Annotated in this window: 18 protein-coding genes; 11 read left to right on the plus strand and 7 right to left on the minus strand. The window is 36.5% G+C overall.

Features of this window, described 5'->3' with window-relative positions; genetic code table 11:
- The first annotated feature begins 50 nt into the window (after positions 1-50).
- The gene (locus H6G06_RS24720; RefSeq protein ID WP_190564711.1) at positions 51-1,358 is read left to right on the plus strand and encodes a glutamate-5-semialdehyde dehydrogenase; all 1,308 of its coding nucleotides are present in this window, start codon (positions 51-53) and stop codon (positions 1,356-1,358) included.
- Positions 1,359-1,502: 144 nt separating this feature from the next.
- Positions 1,503-2,315 carry a hypothetical protein gene (locus tag H6G06_RS24725; RefSeq protein WP_190564712.1) on the plus strand — a complete coding sequence of 271 codons (813 nt, stop codon included), beginning with the start codon at positions 1,503-1,505 and terminating at the stop codon, positions 2,313-2,315.
- Between the two features lie 113 nt (positions 2,316-2,428).
- Here H6G06_RS24725 and H6G06_RS24730 read toward each other — a convergent pair whose 3' ends face one another.
- Entirely contained in the window at positions 2,429-3,238 is an 810-nt protein-coding gene (locus H6G06_RS24730; protein ID WP_190564713.1) for a class I SAM-dependent methyltransferase, read from the minus strand.
- Between the two features lie 11 nt (positions 3,239-3,249).
- The gene (locus H6G06_RS24735) at positions 3,250-4,665 is read right to left on the minus strand and encodes an isochorismate synthase (protein ID WP_190564714.1); all 1,416 of its coding nucleotides are present in this window, start codon (positions 4,663-4,665) and stop codon (positions 3,250-3,252) included.
- Positions 4,666-4,746: 81 nt separating this feature from the next.
- On the opposite strand from H6G06_RS24735, the gene H6G06_RS24740 reads away from it, so the two are divergent.
- The 4 genes from H6G06_RS24740 (at position 4,747) to H6G06_RS24755 (ending at position 8,271) form a co-directional block, all read left to right on the plus strand.
- Entirely contained in the window at positions 4,747-4,896 is a 150-nt protein-coding gene (locus tag H6G06_RS24740) for a hypothetical protein (RefSeq protein WP_190564715.1), read from the plus strand.
- A 169-nt stretch (positions 4,897-5,065) separates the two neighbouring features.
- On the plus strand, positions 5,066-5,968 hold the full coding sequence (menA, locus tag H6G06_RS24745) for a 2-carboxy-1,4-naphthoquinone phytyltransferase (RefSeq protein WP_190564716.1): 903 nt from the start codon (positions 5,066-5,068) through the stop codon (positions 5,966-5,968).
- The gene (locus H6G06_RS24750) at positions 5,965-6,882 is read left to right on the plus strand and encodes an o-succinylbenzoate synthase (protein WP_190564717.1); all 918 of its coding nucleotides are present in this window, start codon (positions 5,965-5,967) and stop codon (positions 6,880-6,882) included. The genes menA and H6G06_RS24750 overlap by 4 nt, the downstream gene beginning before the upstream one ends.
- Positions 6,883-6,909: 27 nt before the next feature.
- Complete coding sequence (locus H6G06_RS24755) at positions 6,910-8,271, plus strand: 2-succinylbenzoate--CoA ligase (protein ID WP_190564718.1); 1,362 nt, start codon at positions 6,910-6,912, stop codon at positions 8,269-8,271.
- Between the two features lie 7 nt (positions 8,272-8,278).
- Here H6G06_RS24755 and H6G06_RS24760 read toward each other — a convergent pair whose 3' ends face one another.
- The 4 genes from H6G06_RS24760 to H6G06_RS24775 form a co-directional block, all read right to left on the minus strand.
- Positions 8,279-8,728 carry an acyl-CoA thioesterase gene (locus H6G06_RS24760; RefSeq protein ID WP_190564719.1) on the minus strand — a complete coding sequence of 150 codons (450 nt, stop codon included), beginning with the start codon at positions 8,726-8,728 and terminating at the stop codon, positions 8,279-8,281.
- 78 nt (positions 8,729-8,806) lie between these two features.
- A complete protein-coding gene (locus H6G06_RS24765; protein ID WP_190564720.1) occupies positions 8,807-9,898 on the minus strand; it encodes a T3SS effector HopA1 family protein in 1,092 nt (363 codons plus the stop codon).
- Between the two features lie 54 nt (positions 9,899-9,952).
- Positions 9,953-11,191: an aminoglycoside phosphotransferase family protein gene (locus H6G06_RS24770; protein ID WP_190564721.1), complete on the minus strand. Its 1,239-nt coding sequence runs from the start codon at positions 11,189-11,191 to the stop codon at positions 9,953-9,955.
- Between the two features lie 443 nt (positions 11,192-11,634).
- Positions 11,635-11,955 carry a TMEM14 family protein gene (locus H6G06_RS24775; RefSeq protein WP_190564722.1) on the minus strand — a complete coding sequence of 107 codons (321 nt, stop codon included), beginning with the start codon at positions 11,953-11,955 and terminating at the stop codon, positions 11,635-11,637.
- Positions 11,956-12,032: 77 nt separating this feature from the next.
- Here H6G06_RS24775 and H6G06_RS24780 point away from each other — a divergent pair, with 77 nt between their 5' ends.
- The 3 genes from H6G06_RS24780 (at position 12,033) to H6G06_RS24790 (ending at position 16,479) form a co-directional block, all read left to right on the plus strand.
- Positions 12,033-13,361 carry an ATP-binding protein gene (locus H6G06_RS24780; RefSeq protein ID WP_190564723.1) on the plus strand — a complete coding sequence of 443 codons (1,329 nt, stop codon included), beginning with the start codon at positions 12,033-12,035 and terminating at the stop codon, positions 13,359-13,361.
- Between the two features lie 114 nt (positions 13,362-13,475).
- Positions 13,476-14,726 carry a tellurite resistance TerB C-terminal domain-containing protein gene (locus H6G06_RS24785; RefSeq protein WP_190564724.1) on the plus strand — a complete coding sequence of 417 codons (1,251 nt, stop codon included), beginning with the start codon at positions 13,476-13,478 and terminating at the stop codon, positions 14,724-14,726.
- Between the two features lie 427 nt (positions 14,727-15,153).
- Complete coding sequence (locus H6G06_RS24790; protein WP_190564725.1) at positions 15,154-16,479, plus strand: ATP-binding protein; 1,326 nt, start codon at positions 15,154-15,156, stop codon at positions 16,477-16,479.
- A 14-nt stretch (positions 16,480-16,493) separates the two neighbouring features.
- Here H6G06_RS24790 and H6G06_RS24795 read toward each other — a convergent pair whose 3' ends face one another.
- Positions 16,494-17,891, minus strand: a complete 1,398-nt coding sequence (locus tag H6G06_RS24795; RefSeq protein ID WP_190564726.1) for a serine/threonine protein kinase — start codon at positions 17,889-17,891, stop codon at positions 16,494-16,496.
- 182 nt (positions 17,892-18,073) lie between these two features.
- Here H6G06_RS24795 and H6G06_RS24800 point away from each other — a divergent pair, with 182 nt between their 5' ends.
- Entirely contained in the window at positions 18,074-20,248 is a 2,175-nt protein-coding gene (locus H6G06_RS24800; protein WP_190564727.1) for a DEAD/DEAH box helicase, read from the plus strand.
- 75 nt (positions 20,249-20,323) lie between these two features.
- Positions 20,324-21,757, plus strand: coding sequence for an FAD-dependent oxidoreductase (locus tag H6G06_RS24805; protein WP_242039847.1), 1,434 nt, complete (start codon positions 20,324-20,326; stop codon positions 21,755-21,757).
- Positions 21,758-21,808: the final 51 nt, after the last annotated feature.

Raw genomic sequence — 21,808 nt, forward strand, 5'->3', positions numbered from 1 at the left:
ATGACTAATAACTAATATTAAGATTGTTATATTGTGAATTTAAGGTTGTGATGACTACAGTACAAGTTGCGTCTCCCCTAATTGAAATTGCCCAACAAACCCGTTTAGCGGCTAGTAAGTTGGCTTTGCTTTCGACTGAGGAGAAAAATCAAGCTATTGAAGCGATCGCTCTGGCTTTAGAATCTGCTAAAGATGATATATTACAGGCAAATGTCGCTGATTGTCAAACAGCGATGGATGAAGGAATCGCTAAACCTCTTTATAAACGGTTACAGTTAGATGAACATAAGTTAAGAGATGCGATCGCTGGTGTGCGAGATGTTGGTAAATTAGATGATCCTGTTGGTAAGGTGCAAATTCATCGAGAAATTGATACTGGTTTAATTCTCAAACGTATTACTTGCCCTTTGGGTGTTTTAGGAATTATTTTTGAGGCCCGTCCTGAAGCAGCAATTCAAATTGTTTCTTTAGCAATTAAATCAGGTAATGGTGTCATTCTCAAAGGTGGAAAAGAAGCTTTACGTTCTTGTGAAGCCATAGTTAAAGCCATTAAAAAAGGATTATCTCACACTGCTGTTAATCCAGATGCAGTGCAATTGCTAACAACTAGAGAAGAAATATTAGAACTTTTGCAATTAGATAAATATGTAGATTTAATTATTCCCAGAGGTTCTAATTCTTTTGTCAGATTCGTGCAAGAAAATACGCGCATTCCTGTATTGGGTCATGCCGATGGCATTTGTCATCTTTATGTAGATCAAGCGGCTGATATTGATAAAGCAATTAATATTACTGTAGATTCTAAAACTCAATATCCTGCGGCTTGTAATGCGATTGAAACTTTGCTAGTTCACAGCAGTATTGCTTCAGAATTTTTACCAAAAGTTGCCGCAGCTTTAGCAGCGCACAATGTAGAATTAAGAGGTGATAAACGCACTTTGCAGATTTTGCCTAATATTGGTAGTGCCACAGAAACAGACTGGGAAACAGAATACAGCGATTTGATTTTATCTATTAAAATTGTTGATTCTTTAGAAGATGCCATATCCCATATTGATAATTATGGTTCTCGTCACACAGAAGCAATTATTACAGAAGATTTAGCAGCAGCAGAAACTTTTCAAGCCTTAGTAAATGCAGCGGGAGTTTATCATAATTGTTCTACTCGTTTTGCAGATGGTTTCCGTTATGGTTTTGGTGCAGAAGTGGGAATTAGTACCCAACAAATGCCACCTCGTGGACCTGTTGGTTTAGAAGGGTTAGTAACTTATAAATATCAAATGTGTGGTGATGGTCATATTGTTAGTAGCTACACGGGTGCTAATGCTAAATCATTTACTCATCGAGATTTAGAATAATCTTAGAATCTAATAATCAGATATCCGACTTCTTTTTTAATCTTGTCAATAAAGATAAGTTGATTTCCAGAAGTCGGGGATCTAGTCAATTCCCTGCAAGTATTATTGATTTATGGTAAGTTATTAGCAGAATGGGTTAAATATATGTATAAGTACCTGCCAAAAATATCAGTGTTATTGATAGCTGTAGCCTTGTCACCATTTTATTTACTCCCGGCCACAGCAGAAACAAGATGTCTTAATTATTGGGTTAATCCCGCTACAGGAAAAGAGGAGTGTTTAAATCTACCAGTTACAAAGAAACCTGTTGTTGAAGCTGTAAAACCAGCAGATACACCAGCAGGATTTGAGTTTTTAACTGAATCAGAAAAAGGTGAACATCTATTTATTCAAGTCAACAATACAAGGCGTGTTGATGGTATTTTACAATCTTTCCCCACAGTAGTCACTAAAAAACTTAATGGGAAAATGTATGATACAAGATACCAGGTTAATTGCACTCAAAGGCTAGTTTACATTTCTTCCAGTTCAGATTACATACTTAATAATTCATTGCCGATTGTAGTTAGCCAACCTGGAACAATTGGTTATATGATTTGGGATAGAAGTTGTACAAATATTCCGTTTCCCACATCTACAGCTAATGTCCAAAAATTCAGACTTGTTCCTAGTAGATGTGGAGAATACAGGGTGAAAATAGTTGATCAAGATTATGTAAACCCACGGCGATTAAATCCCTATTGGTTGGGAAGAGGTGGTAATTTATCAACATTGAAGCCCAAGATAAGCGGATTAAATCCTGTTTTTAGTAACAGGCAACTCTTCAAACCAAACAATCACCAAAAAAATTACAATTCCAACCCAGTGCAACCACAAATTGAATCTAACTTTCAGGAGAATTATCAAACATCAGGGGGGTATCAATGGAGGAGTTGTCAACGTGATTACAGGCATTAATTGATAGAACGAGTTGAAAAAAGGTTGTATTGTTCAACTTTTTTTTTGAGTTGATTATGTCATATTCCTGCAAGTTCGCGGCAAATTATATATTTAAAATTTCAGACTTCACCTCATTTTCTAGCCCGAACAAAGAAAGTTGTAGTCTCTTCCCAAACTCCTTGATCAGTTACGAGTTTTTCTAATTCTGATTTATATTCAACTTGTAACTGATCTAATTGTCCTTGTGATATTTCTGCTAACAAAGGATGACCTTTAAATATTAAATTTAACAATTTATTAGATAATTTTGTATTACTGAAATTGCTATATCTTCCGCTTTTTTCAATTTTAATCTCGATATCTCTAAGACCTGCTTGGGTTAGCAACTTATGGCACTTCTCAGGAGTACCAAGTGTGGCAAGAATATGTGGTAGTTCAACACCGAAAAAATTAGCACAAATAGTTGTGTAAACAGATGCCATATAAGCAGTTTCAGTAGGACAAGTAAATGCAACGAATCCTTCTGGTTTTAGAAAGCGATGCCACTTTTGTAAACTGGTAGGAATATCGATAAAATATACAATTGATGAACAACAAAAGATGACATCAAAACTTCCATCATTAAAATGTATATACTCCGCATCTTCTTCAATGAATTCTATATTTTTTAACCCTACTGCTGCAACTTTTTCTCTGGCTTGACGTAGCATTCCTGGAGACATATCTACACCAATAACATAGCCTTCTGAACCTACTTTTAAAGCTGTGGGAATAGCAACTAAACCTGTGCCAGTGGCAATATCCAGGATTTTTTGTCCTTGATGAAGAGGTATAGATTCAAGTAAAAAAATGGCTTCAAGCGGATGCTGAGAACCTTTTTCCTGATCATAGGCAGTTCTAGAATTAAAAAATTCTATTATCTGCTGCTTGTAATTATCCATAACTTATCTCCTTAAACTAATGCTTTGAGTAATGCTTGCAGTTTAAGTTGTACCTCAGCAAATTCCTTTTCAGGATCAGAACCGGCGACGATACCAGCACCAGCATAAAGTCTGGCGCGATCGCCATCTATTAATGCTGAACGAATACCGACAATAAACTCACAATTTCCTTCCCCATCTACCCAACCTAAAGGTGCAGCATATAAACCTCTTTCAAAACTTTCATAACGGCGAATTTCCTCACAAGCAATATCTCTGGCTGCACCTGCAACTGCTGGTGTCGGATGCAATTGGGCAACGATTTTTAAAGGGTGGATGTTAGCAGGTACTACAGCCGTAATTGGTGTCCATAAATGTTGGATATTAGATAATTGTCGTAGACGCGGGGCTAAAATTTGCGGAAATAAACCTAGTTGTGATAAACGTTGGGTGATAAAATCAATTACTAGGCTGTGTTCGTGTTTTTCTTTGTTACTATTAACTAAGTCGTTGGCATTAGCCGCATCTTCATTAGGTGTTTTACCTCTGGGTGCTGAACCTGCTAAAGCATCAGTAATTAATTGCTGATTTTGAATACTAATTAAGCGTTCTGGACTAGCACCAATAAAGTTTTGTCCTTTGCCATTGCTGGTAGAGAAGACATAACAATTAGGATGTAATTGGCGCAGATTATTTAAAGATTTGAATAAGTTAAAGGAATTATATGATCTGACATCCAAGGCATCTGCTAAAACAATTTTTATTAAATGCTTAGATTCTATTTTTTCTAATGCTGATAATACTGAATGTTTAAATATGCCGGAATTGGTAATCTGGTTTTTGATAAAGTTCGCTGGAGAAATTTCAATGTTTGAAGAGTAATTTACTAAGGATTGGATGGTCTTAATTTGGCTTTGTAATTCCCGTAATATTGTTTGAATATTAATATCACCATGAATCAGATTATTTACAACTAAGGTGCAAGAAGCATTTTTGACAGCTACTTGTAATTTAGGTAGAAAAATAGTCGCAGATGGAAATGGATAATCTAATTGGTGATGCTGATCAAAAAAGCTGAAGCTACAAAAAAAGTGAGTAGCGCCGAAAGGTTGGTTAGTATTGCCAAAATTAATCACATTTTTTAGACAATCTTTGATAAATTCTTCAGTTTTACTAAATCTGTGTTTACCAGTAATCTCTAATTTTGTGATAGCATCAATGGCTGCAATAGCTTCACCTTTGCTTTTGTTCTCAAAGTAAAAATTTAATGTATTTGCTTGGGCAAACTTATCTAATACAACTAAAGGGTCTATGAAATCAATTGGCAGGGAAATACTAACAATTTGTTGGCTGTGATTTTCATAGCACTTTTCCTGCACGGCTAACAGTAATTGATGCAAATCTTTATAGTCTACAAAGAAACTGCTGCGACATGGTGAAATTGTCATGGATGTATAAGTTAATTTTTTTTAAGTTATCTTCCTAAAGTGTAATAAGTCGTGGTCGTATTTCTATAGGTAGCATATTAAGTGGCCATTAACCAGCCTCAACTTGACTTGGTTCTGGGGTTTTCCAGTACAGATGCTGTTTGTGGCCGCAAAATGTCAAGTCAAGTTTTGTTACCAGGAGGTAAACCAGCAATCACAAAATTAGCATTTTTTGGCAATTTACCACCGTAAAATGTCTCAGCAAACTATAAAATCTAACTGATGAGTAGCTCAACTTAAAAAACTTAATACCAAGATCCCCGACTTATTTGAGAAGTCGGGGATCTATATCGTGAGAGTTTATGTTAAATGAAGTTGATCTACTTAAGGAAATTTCTAGTAATGTAACTGAACACGACTGATGACTACAAATCAGATATCAATCCCCAAAAATAAATTATGGATGGCGGCTATCAAACCGCCAATGTACAGTGTTGCTATTATGCCTATATGGGTAGGTTCGGCGGTAGCATTTGCAGAAACTAAGATTTTTAATGGTGTAATATTTGCAGTTTTTATAACTGCGGCCATTTTAATTTTGGCTTGGGAAAATATTAGTAATGATGTTTTTGATGCAGAAACAGGTATTGATAAAAATAAACATCACTCGCTGGTGAATTTAACTGGTAACAAGCAGTTAATGTTTTGGTTAGGTAATTTGTGTTTAGGTTCGGGTTTGTTGGGAATAATTGCGATCGCTCTTTTGCAAAAAGACCCGACGGTAATTGGTATAATCCTCCTGTGCTGCGGTTTGGGTTATATGTACCAAGGACCCCCCTTTCGTCTAGGATACCAGGGTTTAGGCGAAATTCTCTGCTTTTTTGCTTTTGGACCTTTAGGAATGACGGCAGCATACTACAGTCAAACTCAAACTTGGTCAATCACCAATTTAGCCGCTGCTGTGATTGTTGGTATCGTCACCAGTTTAGTTTTATTTTGCTCACATTTTCACCAAGTTAAGGATGACATAGCCGCAGGAAAGCGATCGCCTATTGTGCGCTTAGGTACAGCAAAAGGCGCACAAGTATTAGTTGGGTTTACAGCTAGTATTTATCCCTTATCTTTGTTATTAGTTGTGTTGGGCATTTTCCCAATTTGGACATTACTAAGTTGGTTAAGTTTACCTTTTGCTTTCCAATTATGTCGTCATGTTCTAGAAAATCATCACCTACCAGAAAAAGTTAGTAACTGTAAATTCATTGCTGTCAAAGTTCATTTTTTAAGTTGCTTACTTTTGGGTTTAGGATTTGTGATTGGTTCATGATTTATCAATTTTCTTTTCGTCCCATTAGTCAAAAATTCACTCGTCCTGTAATTACCAATCATGGAATTTGGGAAATTCGCGAAAGCATAATTATCCGTCTGATTGATGTTACAGGTAGAGTTCGTTGGGGGGAAATTTCCCCAATTTCTTGGTTCGGTTCTGAAACTGTAGAACAAGCTTTAAAATTTTGTCATCAACTACCAACCGAAATTACACCAGAGATAATTTTTGATATTCCAGATAAATTACCAGCTTGTCAATTTGGTTTTGAGTCAGCACTAGAAAATTTTCAAGAAAAACCAGAATTTATAAATTACCAAAATCTCACCTATAGCGGCTTATTACCAGCAGGAGAAGCCGTTTTAAATCAATGGACAAGTTTATGGAACCAGGGTTATAAAACATTTAAATGGAAAATTGGTGTTGATGAAATATCCAAAGAATTAAATATTTTTAACTCACTGATTCAGAACTTACCAAATTCAGCAAAATTACGTTTAGATGCTAATGGTGGACTCAGCTATCAAGAAGCTAAATTATGGTTGACAACTTGCGAAAGTCTAAAAAACAGAATTGAATTTATTGAACAACCGCTACCTGTAGATAAGTTCTCAGAAATGCGGGAATTGAGTAATGATTATGATACAAAAATTGCTTTAGATGAATCTGTCGCTACATTACAACAACTTGAAGATTGTTACAAACAAGGTTGGCGAGGTATTTTTGTGATTAAACCGGGAATAGTAGGTTCACCATCCCGGTTAAGGAAATTTTGTCAGCAACATCAAATTGATGTGGTATTTTCATCTGTATTTGAAACTGAAATTGGTAGACAAGCTGCCCTAAAATTAGCAGGAGAATTATCTAGAAATCATCGTGCAGTTGGTTTTGGCATCAATCACTATTTTATCTAGAAATACTCAAACTTCAATAAAAAGTTCATGAAACAACCTTTAGATTATTTACAAAATTTTAAAAATCATGCTTGGTTAATTGGTGATGATAGCCAAGAGTTTTATCAAATAGCCACAGAATTATATTTTCAATTAATTGAATTATCGAAAAAAGCCATCCCCCCCAAAATAATTTTAGCTGAACGCGAACCAGTGAGATTTTTAGCCAGTTTTATTGCTGCTTGTGCTGCTAAGTGTCCAGTCTTTTTATGTAATCCCGACTGGGGAAAAAATGAGTGGGAACAAGTTTTTAATTTGGTGCAACCGGATATAGTTTGGGGACTGGAGACTGGGGACTGGGGACTGGGGACTGGGAATAATAACTTATCAGCAATCTCAAATTCGATTATGATTCCTACAGGTGGTTCATCGGGAAAGATTAAATTTGCGATTCATACATGGGAAACATTAACGGCATCTGTGCAAGGGTTTATAGAATATTTTCAGTTAAATGCAGTTAATTCTTTTTGTGTATTACCCCTATATCATGTCAGTGGTTTGATGCAGTTTATGCGAAGTTTTATCACTGGCGGTAAATTAGTTATTACCTCATTTAAAGAAATCGAATCTCAACGAATACCTAATATTAATCATTCAGATTTTTGCATATCTTTAGTTCCTACTCAGTTACAAAAACTGCTACAAAAGCCCGAATTAACAACATGGCTTAGTCAGTTTGAAACCGTACTTTTAGGAGGTGCGCCGGCATGGGAGGAATTGTTAGAAAAAGCGAGATTTCATCACATTAGATTAGCACCTACCTATGGGATGACAGAAACAGCTTCTCAAATTGTTACTCTTAAACCTGATGATTTTTTGAATGGTAAAAATAACAGTGGGCAAATTTTACCCCATGCCCAAGTAACCATTGATAATCTAACAGGAAATATTCTGATTAAAGCAAAATCTTTGGCTTTAGGTTATTATCCGCAGCTTTGGGAAAATCCAAATAATTTCTTAGTGGATGATATTGGGTTTTTAGATGCCGAAGGATATTTACATATTATCGGACGTAGTAGTAATAAAATTATTTCTGGAGGTGAAAATATTTATCCGATAGAAGTTGAATCAGCAATTAGAAAAACAAACCTGATTATTGATGTTTGTGTAATTGGTATACCTGATAAACATTGGGGACAAGCGTTAACAGCTATTTATATTCCTAAAAACCCAAATACCTCTATTTTAGAAATTGAAACTCATCTCAAAGATAAACTTAGTAAATTTAAGATTCCTAAACATTGGATTTCCCTACCAAACCTACCCCGTAACGCCCAAGGTAAAATCAACCACCCCGAACTCCAAAAAATCGCTGAGGATTTTCTTGCTCACTCATCTCATAATTCTTAATTAAGAATTATATAATCTCTTCCCTTAATTTTCTTCTCTCAGCGCCCTCTGCGTCTCTGCGGTTCATTTCCAACCAAGAAATCATCTCATTTGGTAATTCCTGCTTAATTCTATTATTCACATCAATACAAACGTGCCTAGTAATTGCCTTAGCAACTATTACTTCAGTCACCGTAATTTCATAGGTAATGTTAAATTTATCAATACCTATTTTTTGTGGTATTAAACTAATCATTAACTTGTCACCGCAATACATCGGACGCAAAAAATCTACATTTGCATGAACAATGGGAAAAGCCACAGATGGATGTGTAAAAAAAGTTCTGATATTTATGCCTGAATGTCGGAGAGATTCTTCGTAAGCTTCATGACACATACTTAAAGCATTAGCAAAATAAACCACTCCAGCAGCATCAGTATCTGGAAATCTTACAGTTCTTTGATATGTGAAAATCATCTTGTAAAAATCCTCAATTAAAACAAAAAGCAGGTATTTTACCTGCTCTACAAACTCATTTTACTGCACTGACAAAAATTAGCAATTTAAGGGGATGTATATATCTTCAGAACTGGGGTTAAGATAAGGACGCTGGACATCAATTAAATGCTGTGCAAAATGCTGATCAATGATCCGCATCCGTTCTTCAATGGCATTTTTACCTTTTTCCCAAGCTTCTAACAAAGCATTAGCAACTATTTGACATCGGTTCATACCAAAACTTTCCTGTGCGGCAAATTTTTGGTTTGGTTCTTCTGCTAAACTGAGTCCGGGAGCTAAAAATTTTGTAAATAGGGGAATTTCTGGCTGAAAATAAGATTGATGCTGTTTGTACACAGCTTGAAGAATTTTGTGAATGGCTGGATAGTTTTGTCGTTCAAAGTGAAGTATACCAGCATCATAACGCCCATAAGCCCCAGGGTTGTAAAGAACTTCAAAACTAAAGGGAATATTGGCGTTGTTGAGTTGTTGTGTGAGGGTATCCATGAGAGCGATCGCACCCAATGGACTAAAATTAAAATAAATTCGTCCTACTCCCAAATTAGCCTCTGATGTAACTTGCCGTTCCTGTCCTAGATTACTAACCGCTATATAACAGCCATTTTGTAGGCGATTTTTGGGCATCCAAATGGCAATTAAATCACCCACTCTTACAGACTTTTTACTAGATTTGAGATAGCATTCTGGCTCAACATACAATGTCAAATTATTTTTAGTGACGGCTATAGTCCGATCAGGTTCTAATCTTAATACTTCCCAATTAGGATCATAGTGACCAATACCGTGATTATTTTGGTGTAATTGTTCGTAAAAATCCCAATCAATGCCCACAGTATAATTTCGCTCTAAATTTTTCGGTGGTGAGTAATCACCATGATCAGCATCGACTGATAAAACAGTTTGCAGCGAACCATTATAATAAATACCGTGGAGAAAATTCCGCAATAGTAGAGCCAGATATTTATGTTGTAAATCTGGGGAATTGTGTTTAAATCTATTTGCTACTGTCGCTGGTAGAGCAAAAGGTTGATAATTGGGATGTTGAATACAAAAGTTAGGCGAAATCTGAATATTGCTGGCAATATCAAATAAAGAATTGAGGATTTGATTGGTAGAATTATCTAACATTAATAAATTTGCACCTCCTAATTTAAAATACTAACTAAAATACTACCTAAAATACTAACAACCACGTAGGCGAGTTTTTTCGTGATAAATCCGCAGTAGTTGCTTTTCCTGTTCAGGTTTAGCGATTGTGTTTAATCCGGTTACAGGTTGGAGAATTTCTGACTCGGAACTCCCGAAAATAGTTAACACTGCTTGCTCAGGCATGGTTAACAGACTTTTAGCAACTTCCAGCATACACAGGTGGCTATTATCAAAGTATTTGCGATTCTCAATCATGTTTTGAATCTGATGAGTTAGTGCCAAACCTGTAAACTGAATCACACGTAATACAAAGTCCCGACGGTACTCCAAAATCATGGGAAAAGCCAGGATATAAGCGCGGATTATCGCCAAAATGGAAGGTTGAATAACCTCTAGGGGTATCATTGCCAAATGTAGAGATTCTTCTAGCTCTAAACTGGGATCTACTACTAAACTTGAGAGCCAAATTTTGACATAACTTGCTAGTAAAGTCCCTAAATCAAAAGCTGGATCTCCCCAAGCGCAAGCTTGCCAATCAATCAATCTTACCAGGCAATTATCTAGTTGTTGCCAACGGGAATGAACCAAAATATTGTTTAACTGCAAATCGTTATGAGTTAGACAACAGGGTTTCCATTCATAAGCTAAGTCGGCGATCGCTGATTCTAAACTTTCGTATTGCTGATAGAGAGTATGAAACTTTAGTGCCTCAGTGGGAATATTGCCAAAAATATCTTGATTAATCGAGCCTATTCCTTGAGCCGGGTTGTAATAGTGATAGCGAAACTGTCCTTGGGGAGCAGTATCCATAAAATCACGATACTCTCGTTTTTGGAAGGTAGAACGATGTAACCCCGCTAATGTAGTACCAATAGCAGTGGCAATTTCAATGGGGAAAATACTGTGATTTTCGTAAAATTTCCCCAATTCTATATATTCGCTTAAGTAACTACGGACAAGGATAGAATTTTCTTCATCAAAATGGAGCAATAATGATGCGATCGCCGAAATATTGCCAAGAACTGGAAACTGATCGAGTAATTGGTGAAACAGCCACTCATTAAAAAATTCATGGGGACTGCTATCAAAATTTATGCGCCGTTCTTGTTTAACCAGAAGTTTACGATTATCTGCCAGCTTCACCAGTAAATTCCGATTATTACCGACACTTTCTGGTAAATCAGATGCATATAATGCGCCATCTTCTGAGCTACACAGACCTGCTTTTTGCAGATACTGGATAACATTTTGAGAAGACAGTGATATTATCATGTATGATTTTCCTAGTTGCTTAAATTGCTGAGTGAATTACTGAGGTCGGCGTTGATTTAGCCTGAGCAGGATTGGGTAGATAGCTACAATAGCGCAAACATTAATAACGATTGCTACTATCTAGTAATATCTTATTTATCTCAGGAAAACCTGCCAAAATGGCAAAATTACCTTTATTTTTCCTTTAAATTATACTGAATACTCCATACAATCTTTACACTATTGACAATAATAACTCTAGTATATATAGAGTTCTGTTTTTAAATCTTATTGATAGTAATTTTTACTAGCAAGTTAATAATTGCTAGTCGATATATTTGCTCTCAAGGAGTTTTTTTATCCTTATTGACCGATATGTCATAAAAATTACGTCATCATTTATAATATAATTGTACTATCCTACTGGATTCAACGAGATACATATTGTAACTTAAATACTAATGCTACTGAGGAGTAAAAATTTGATTCAATATGATCACTAATGTCAGCATACCAAAAATAATCATCAGTCCGGCGGGCATAAATTTACGTATTTTAGCTAATCTAAAGGCAAAGAAAACTACTAAAATAGCAGTGACAAACGCTGCTAAAGTTAAACCCCAGGTTTGTCCCTGAAGTTGGCAGTAACCAGCAAAGAGTAGTAATAAACCGCTAATGCTACCACTCATTAAGGAAACTTTGCTCTTGGCTTGGATGTAGCCAATGATTCCACCTACTAATGCTAAAATGCCATAGCCAAAAGCGGCAACTATACCTAAATTCATTGTTACAACCTGTGTTGATTTGGATTTTACTTCTAGATTCAGCAGACAATTACAGTTGATTGATGGATAATCAAGCGATGTCTACCGTAAATACTTCGTCTTACACCAAAGTACAATTCTTCCAACGCCAAGCAGCGTCTCTTTTACTTTACCAATCTGTCCTTAAAGGCGAAGTAGCGATCGCGTTTCTTGATTTGTTACAAGCTATACGTTATACGGATGCCGATGGGCGCGACTGTCTCCAAGCTTACGGTAATTATTTTCAAGCTTTGGCTGCCAGCAAACAAACTTGGGAAGAATTCTTAATTAGCCAAATTCTCATTGCTGACAACCCCTTTACCAAACTAGCTCAACAGCGAGAATTTACTGATTTACCACCGGCGTTAGTCGCAGCAGCCCAACATGATTTACAAGTATTACAAAATTTATATGAATGTAACAGTGCGGTTTTAAGTGAGTGGGTGCAAGTTGTATCTCATTTGCCGGTTTCCCCCGTCGTGTGGTATCAAGAACCAGAAGGAATAGAAGTTGATACCGATTTAATTACCTCTCTCCAATATTTAGACACTTGGGCTGATGCTGTCAAAGATTTAGCAGCTTATTATCAGCAGCATGGGACTGGTTTATTTGCCCGTTATCGCGCCTTTAGGTGGCAAGATGGGCAGTTTGTTGGTATACCCTATCCTGACCCAGTTAAACTGGATACACTCGTAGGTTATGACTGGCAAAAAGAGACTTTGTTAAAAAATACCAGGTTTTTATTGTCAGGACAGCCAGCACTGCACGTATTACTTTACGGTAGTCGCGGTTCTGGCAAGTCATCTTTAGTAAAATCTTTATTGAATGAATATAGCAACAAAAACCTGCGCTTGATCGAAGTGTCAAAGTCGGAACTACAAAACCTACCACAAATTGTCGAACAGTTGCGGGGAGTGCCGCAGAAATTTATCATCTTTGTGGATGATCTTTCTTTTGAGGAAGATGATGATGCTTTTAAAGCACTAAAAGTAGTTTTAGAAGGCAGTTTAACCGCTAGACCGGAAAATGTAGTGGTTTATGCTACATCTAACCGTCGTCACTTAATTCGGGAATATTTTAGTGATAGACCTACCCCCAAGGATAAGGAAGAAGTCCATGCTTGGGATACAATGCAGGAAAAGCTTTCCTTTAGCGATCGCTTTGGTTTAACATTAACCTTTGAAGCCGCAGATCAAAAAACATATTTACAAATTGTCGAGCATTTAGCAGTACAAACGGGCATTAATATTAAACAAGAAGATTTAGAATATCAAGCTTTACAATGGGCAACTCGCCATAATGGCCGTTCTGGCCGAACAGCACGGCAGTTTGTTGACTTCTTAAAAGCAGATTTAGCTGTGTATGGCGAAAATAAAAATAGCCTGTAATTAACTTACTAATAAATTTTTTATTTACACAACCTGATTTTCAAGAAGATGTGAAAAATAATGACCTTAATAACTACTGATTCCCACCAGGTTACTACGCTCAAAACAAGCAAAATGCAATCCGGAATAGTAAGTAATCGATTGATTCTAGGTGTATCTGCCTTTAGTGTGAGTTTTGGTTTAAGTCTTGTTCCCAACTGGGATTTTACTAAAGCTTTCCTCACTGGTATAATTACCGTACTTGCCACCTATTCAGCCGCATTATTTGTTGATAAACGACGCAGAAATTATGAACTCCTGGTTTTAAGTTCTCTCCATAGAAAAATCAGAGAACTTGAAGGCTTAAAATATCGAATTGCTAGAGAAGTTCAACAAGTACAACAACATAAAATTATTCTCTATACAGAATCACAGCAACTGCAAAATCAAATATCCGAATCCCGTAATCAAAGAGATACTTTACATCGAGAGATAGGTAGTTTGGCTGGACAGAAAAAGCAGTTAGAACTAGAAATTACTAACCTGAAAACTGAACTACATCACCTAAACAATAGTACCATAGAACTCAAAAATACCTGTTCTGAACTCACAGCCGAAAAACGCCGTCTAGAGCTAAATAGTAACCTATCACGTTCAGAAATTACCCAACTACAAGCTCAAATTGAAGCCTTTAAACAAGAAAAACAGGAAATTGAAAATAACCTAATTCTCTCCAATAGACTCAAACCCCAACTAGAGGAAAAACTCTATGAACTGCGAATAGAAATTCACAATTTAGAAGTTAAGGTATCCAATCAAAATAACCTACTAACAGATACTATAACCGCCAGAAAAAATCTAGAAAATACTCTCACTGATTTACAAACTCAAAAACAAGCACAACAAGTAGAAATTAGCCAATTACAAAATCAAATTTCCTTATTACAAGATGAGCGGGATTTGTTACAAAACCAAGTTTGGGAATTACTCCAAAACATAGAAAACCTCACTGAAGAATCATTACCTGATCACACCCATGAACATGAAATTGAATTATTTCCTTTTGATGAATTACTAGAACCAATAGAATCTTCAGAATATGTTGCCAACAATTTACCCCCAGAATGGAGTAACTTTCTAGAAAACCTGCCAACAGACAAAATCCAGGTCTTAAAAGCCATAGTCGAGCAAGATAATCCCAAGGCTATGATTAAAAAAATTGCCGAAGAACAGATTACCATGCCAAATTTATTAATCGATTATATCAATGAAGTCGCTAATAATACTATAGGTGAACTAATTATTGAAGCGGGTGAAGAAATTCCCGAAATTTATCAAGAACATCTGCACAACGTCAAAAAAATCATAGCAATGTATGAAGGTTAGATGACTAAATCAACATCATCTAACTAAATAATCTTTGCCATTAGTATAATATTAAAATTTGTAGTTGTCTGATATAATGTCTATCGGTATTATGGGTTGAATGCAAAATTAATTAAAATAAACGTAAGGATTCAGAATACACAATGGAGAAAGCAGAAGGCAGAAGAAATAAAACTTTGAGTATCATGCTTGATATTTTTCTCGTTTTTTTCTCGTTCCCATACTCTGTATGGGAATGAATTTTAGAAGGCTCTGCCTATGGCTATAGCTTGCGTGACGACGTAGGAGTCATACGCCACGCTGCGCTATCAATGACAGCAGAGGCATAGCCTCTGTGATAGCATTCCCAGTCGGAGACTGGGAACGAGATAAGAACTAATCTCGAATTTGCTAATTCCTGACTCCTGAATTCTTAAAGATAAACTACATGACAAAGCACAAAATTTCCAAGAAAGTCTCCACAGCTTTAATTAATTCCCTTGGTGCAGGAGTAGTACCCAGAACAGGAATTGAACATATAGCAGTAGGTAGAGAAAAAGAACTAAACAGCCTCCTACAAAATCTCAACGATATATCAGAAGGTGTAGCCGCATTTCGGTTTATAATTGGCAACTACGGCTCAGGTAAAAGCTTCATGCTGCAAATGATTCGTAACCGCGCCATCGAACAAGGATTTGTAGTTGCTGATGCTGATTTATCCTCTGGACGCAGACTAGCAGGAAGCAACAACGAAGGTTTAGCAACCTATCGAGAATTGATGAGTCATCTCGCTACAAAAACGCGTCCTGATGGTGGTGCTTTAGTTTCCATATTGGAAGGATGGATTAATAAAATTCAGCAAGAAATCGCCAAAGAAACAGGAATGCGTCCTAACGATGAAGGTTTTGATGAACAAGTAGAAATAAAAATTCGGGAAGTAGTTGGATATATTGAAGACTTAGTGCATGGCTTTGATTTTGGTAGTGTAATTATTGCTTATTGGCGCAGCTATCGCTTAGATGATGATAATTTAAAAAATGCCTCTTTACGCTGGTTAAGAGGAGAATTTAACACCAAAACAGAAGCTAAAGCTGCTTTAGGAGTACGCGTAATTATTGATGATGATACTTGGTACGATTACATCAAATTATTAGCTAAATTTGTTGCCGAAATTGGCTATAAAGGGCTTTTAATTTTAATAGATGAAGCCGTAATTTTATATCAAATAACTACCACAGTTACTCGTGAAAAAAACTATAATAGATTGTTAGCAATGTTCAATGATACCATGCAATGTAAAGCCGAAAATCTCGGTATTATCATTGGTGGAACTATAAAATTTTTAGAAGACCCAAATCGGGGGCTTTTTGCTGACCCAGCTTGGCGTAGACGTACCAAAGAAAGCCGCTTTGTTACCCAAGCTAATGTACAAGAATACATGGGTCCCGTCATTCGTCTTAACCCCTTAACTGAGACAGAAATTCTCACACTTTTACAAAGATTAACGGAAATTCATGTGCTGAATTTTGGTTATGAACAAAGATTTAAAAATAGTGATTTAAAAGAATTTGTCCAAGAAATTATCACTCGCTTAGGTGCAGAGGCATTGTTGACACCAGGAGAAATTATCCGAGATTTTATTAGTGTGTTGAATGTTCTCTATCAAAACCCAGAGATTAAGTTTTCTGAATTGATTCACGGTGCTAATTTTAAACCCACCGCTGCGGGTAAAGATGATAATTTAGATGATGATGCAGCCGAATTTAGTTTGTGATTCAATATCTTTTCTCACTCTTTAGTAATTGGTAAACCTAGCCAATCACTAAGTTCTTGAGCTAACCAATCTAATTCTATGGTACTCACAGAAAACATATTATTTTGACTGGTATGAATTTCATACTTTGTCAGTCCCGCCCAGATAATTAAACAAGGTTGAGGAGCAAGATTATAATAGATACTACCACGCTCCAAGCGAATAATATTTTTTATGTTACTCGGAAGTGGATTATAGCGCCTCATACCAAATAAGTCATAGCATAAAGAAATTTGTCGTTTATTGATATAAAGCCTTTTCCTACCATATAAGGAAACAAGAATGATAGAAAATAATACTAATATATTAATTGGAAGTAGCAAGCCTGAAATAATACCAGAAGAATGTACAACAAATGCAAGTGCAATGTAAATGGACATGACAGTTACAAAATACCAAACAAACATCACTCCTAGTCTTGAAAATCCTTGTTTGGGGGAAAGGATAATTTCTATAAAATTAGCATTTTTATTTAAAATTACCTGACTACCAAAAGGCTTTTCTAAAGTTAAATTAGAGGTTTTTACTGGAGTATGAATTTGATTGATAGGCATCTGTAAAGCCTGTAAAGCCTGATCAGCAGAAGCCAAACGTTTACTCAAAATCGGTTGTGTCATCCTCCGCAACCAATTACTAAAATCGGGGCTAATATTAGCTACTTGTTCAAATTTAATGACTAAATCTTGTTGCGGTAAATCTGCGGGATGTTGACCGGTAACTAAATAAATTAAAGTTGCACCCAAACCATAAAGATCAGAAGCTGGAGTGGCTTTACCACTAAATTGCTCAGGTGGCATATATCCATAACTACCGACAACAGTCATCGTACTATTGCTTCTGACAATAGTCTGTACTGAACCAAAATCAACTAAATAAACATCACCGACGCTATTACCAGAGCGATTTGTTAATAATATATTGCTAGGTTTAATGTCACGATGAATTACTGGTGGTTGTTGACTGTGTAAATATTTAAGAATTTCTAGTAATGCTGTTGCTATTTCCTTGACTTCTTTTTCACTAAAACTACGTCCTGTTTTCAGTTGGGTTTCTAAAGATTCAGCAGGAATATAACTCTGTACAAGTGCAAATCCTTTATAATTTGGTGTATCTAATTCAAAATAGTCTAAATAACGGGGAATAGCTGGGTGAGAAAGTGATTTTAGTGTTTCTGCTTCCCGCTCAAATAGCTTTAAGTCGTGCCATTGAAACTCATCATCAAAAGTCAGTAATTTAACTACTACCAGTTCTTGGGTTTGCAAGTCACGAGTTAGCAGCGTCCTCCGTCCAGCTTTTTTACCCAGTTGCTGCTGCACTTCGTAGCGTTCTAATAGCGTCTCTTTGGTAAAATCACCTGAATCTTGATTTGTCATTTTGCTAATTTTACAACTTCGTTAATTTTATAACTTAACTCCTTGTTACTAGATTACTATAAGCTTACTTAGATCAGCAACTAGCATGAAACGCTCAGATCCCCGACTTCTCTAAGATATGGGGGGTTTTGTTGTTAAGAAACACTGTATTCTGTGATTATTCTTCCATCAGTCTTCCATCTATGAGCAACAGCACATTTTCTAGACTCGCACCTTTTATTCAAGAATACATTTATCTTCACAATTGGACAGAATTAAGACCAGTACAAGTTGCAGCTTGTGAAGTTATATTTGAGACCGAAGCTCATTTGCTGGTTGCGGCTGCTACCGCTGCGGGAAAAACCGAAGCAGTATTTTTACCTATTTTAACTTTATTACAAGAAAACCCAACTACGACAATAGGTGTATTGTATATTAGTCCCATCAAAGCTTTAATTAATGACCAATTTCAACGCCTGAATGATTTATTAAAAACCGCAGATATTCCTGTATATTCTTGGCATGGTGATATATCTCAAAGTCGCAAAAATAAACTTTTAAAAAGCCCTCAAGGTATTCTACAAATTACACCAGAATCTTTAGAAAGTTTATTAATTAATAAAAATCAGGAACTAATCAGATTATTTGCTGATTTACGGTTTATCGTTATTGATGAAATTCACGCTTTTATGGGATCTCAAAGAGGTTTTCAAATTATTTGTCAATTACAACGTTTAGCAAAATTCACCAAAATCCAACCCCGACGCATAGGTTTATCAGCAACTCTCGGTGATTACTCAATGGCTGAAGAATGGTTAAGTTCAGGAACTGAGAAATCAGTAATTACCCCAAATATTGAAGCAGAAAAGCGACAAATCAAACTATCTATAGAACATTTTTTTACTAATAAAGAAATTGAATTATCAGACCATGAACAATATATTTTTAACATCACTAAATCCCGTAAATGTTTAATTTTTGCTAATAACCGCACGCAAACAGAATCTATTATTTCTTCTTTGCGGAACATAGCCAAAACAGCAGGATTTCCAGATATATATCATGTCCATCATGGTAGTATTTCTGCCAGCTTACGACAAGCTGCTGAAAATGCCATGCGTGAACCTCATATTCCTGCGGTGACAGCAGCAACTTTGACTTTAGAATTAGGGATAGATATCGGTTATTTAGAAAGAGTTATTCAGTTAGAATCACCTTTATCTGTTGCGAGTTTTTTACAAAGATTAGGACGCAGTGGTAGAAGAGGTGAATCGGCGGATATGCGTTTTGTTTGTGCTGAAATAAAGCCTTTATCAGAAGCTGCTTTACCGGAACAAATACCCTGGCAACTTTTGCAGTCTATCGCTATTATTCAACTTTATTTAGAAGAACGTTGGATTGAACCAATTACACCAATTAAATATCCTTGGAGTTTACTTTATCATCAAACTATGAGTATTTTAGCAGCAACGGGAGAAATTTCACCTGCTGCTTTAGCTCAACAAATTTTGAATTTATCACCTTTTGCTCATATTTCTACTGATGATTATAAGTTATTACTACGATATTTAATTGATCTTAATCATATTCAAAAAACTGAACAAGGTAAATTAATTATTGGTTTAGCAGGAGAAAAGATAGTTAATAAATTTCAGTTTTATGCTGTGTTTGCTGACCATCAAGAATATACTGTTAAACAAGGAACAACAGCAATTGGTAGTATTGTCACACCTCCTACTGTGGGTAATCAATTTGGGTTAGCTGGTAAGAGTTGGGAAGTGTTAGAAGTTGATTTTAAAAAGCAGGTAATTTTGGTGAAACAGGTTGAGGGTAAAGCTAATGGTAAAGATAATATCTATTGGCGGGGTGGTAGTGGTAATATTCATACTAGGATTTTACAACGAATGCGTCAGGTTTTGTTAGAAGATACAGAATATAGTTATTTACAAAAAAATGCTAAATTGCGTTTGCAGGAAGTTCGCAAATTAACACGAAAGTTGGGATTAGATAAACAGAATATTCTGCTATTGGAAAAAAATAAATGCTGCATCTTTCCTTGGATGGGTACTGTGGCTTACCGCACGTTAGAAAGGTTGCTTAATTGCTTTTGTCGAGAATCTTTAGAAATTAGCAGTATTGGGGGAATAAATCCCTATTATTTGACTTTGAAGTTAGGTAAGGATAAATTTTCATCTGTTTATTCAGAAATTGCTTCGTTATGTGAGCAAAGAATTACAGCAGAAAATTTAGTTAGTCATGCAGAAGCGCCAGAATTACAAAAATATGATCAGTTTATTCCCTATGAACTGTTACGGAAAGCATTTGTTAATGATTATTTGGATATAGAAGAAATGAAAAAGCAGGTTTCCCTTTGGTAGAGGGATAAAATTTAAAGTGCTATTATCGTTGTTGTCAACTTAACGAAGCAGTTCTGTACACTTATAGCCAAAAATATGAATTACAAGATGGATTCTACCAATAGTTCTATAGCTACAGAAAAAACGGCTGTTGTCATTGGGGGAAGTATCGCCGGAATGTTGGCGGCTCAGGTGCTGACTAAACATTTTGACCGTGTAATAATTTTAGAACGGGATCTGCTAAAAACAATAGAACAAGCAGAACAACGCCCTGGTGTCCCCCAATCTCTTCATGTTCATGGTTTACTGATGCGGGGTCAACAGATTTTAGAACAGTTATTTCCTGGTATCGTTGCTGAATTAGCAGATTCAGGCGCACCCCTGATCAACTGGACAGCAGATTGTCCTTGGTTGGGTTTTGGTGGCTGGTCGCCCCGCTTTCGTTCTCATTTGACTACCCCCACCTTTAGCCGGAATTTGCTGGAATTGACTATCCGCAAACATTTGGCTGCAAATGACCGTGTGGAATTTAGGTCAGCAACACAGGTAACTAGCTTGCTATCCAATGTCAACAAAACTGCTGTTACTGGTGTGCAGATACGCACGGGTAATGAACCGGAAACAGAGATATTTGCTGATTTGGTGGTGGATGCAACGGGGCGGAATTCCCGCACACCTCACTGGTTGCAAGGGATGGGCTATGAACCACCCCAGGAAACAATTGTCAATTCTTTTTTAGGCTACGCTAGTCGCTGGTATCAACTTCCGGCTGATTTGCAAATTGATTGGCACTCAGTTTTTATCACGGCACAACCACCAGGCACTCGTGGGGGTGTGCTTTATCAAATCGAAGGTAAACGCTGGATTCTGACAATGGTTGGTATTGGTCGAGATTATCCACCTACTGATGAGGCAGGTTTTTTAGAATTTGCTCGCAGTTTGCGATCGCCTATGATCTACGAAGCCATCAAAAATGCCGAACCAATCTCACCAATTTACGCCTATAAACGTACAGAAAACAGTCTGCGTCATTATGAAAAACTGTCTCGGTTCCCAGAAAATTTGGTGGTATTAGGTGATGCTGTTTGTAGCTTCAATCCTGTTTACGGTCAAGGTATGACTACCGCTGCTTTGGGTGCTGTGACTCTGGATGAATGTTTAAGCCAACAAGGTAATTTAATTGGTCTATCTCGACGGTTTCAAAAGCAACTCAATCAGGTAATCAGTGTACCTTGGATGATGGCTACAGGTGAGGATTTCCGTTGGTCTACAACCGAGGGAGGACAACCCAGTTTTATCAATAAAATGATGCAAAGATATTTAGAACAAGTGCTGGTGTTACAAAGCAAAAGTGCGGAAGTTCATCAGTTGTTTTTAGAAGTAGTTAACATGATCAAACCTCCCAGCGCATTTTTCCATCCTAGAATTTTAATACAGGTTTTAAGACAGGTTTTTGCTTTCCAGATTCAAGGGGAAAATTTGAATCAGGGGGAAAGTTTACCAAAATCTCTACCTGCGGTTGTGAAGTGAGTTGAAGAATTTATCTGCTTTTGTGGGGTGGGCATCTGCCTACCCTCATCA

The organism is Anabaena sphaerica FACHB-251 (assembly GCF_014696825.1).
GTDB lineage: Bacteria > Cyanobacteriota > Cyanobacteriia > Cyanobacteriales > Nostocaceae > RDYJ01.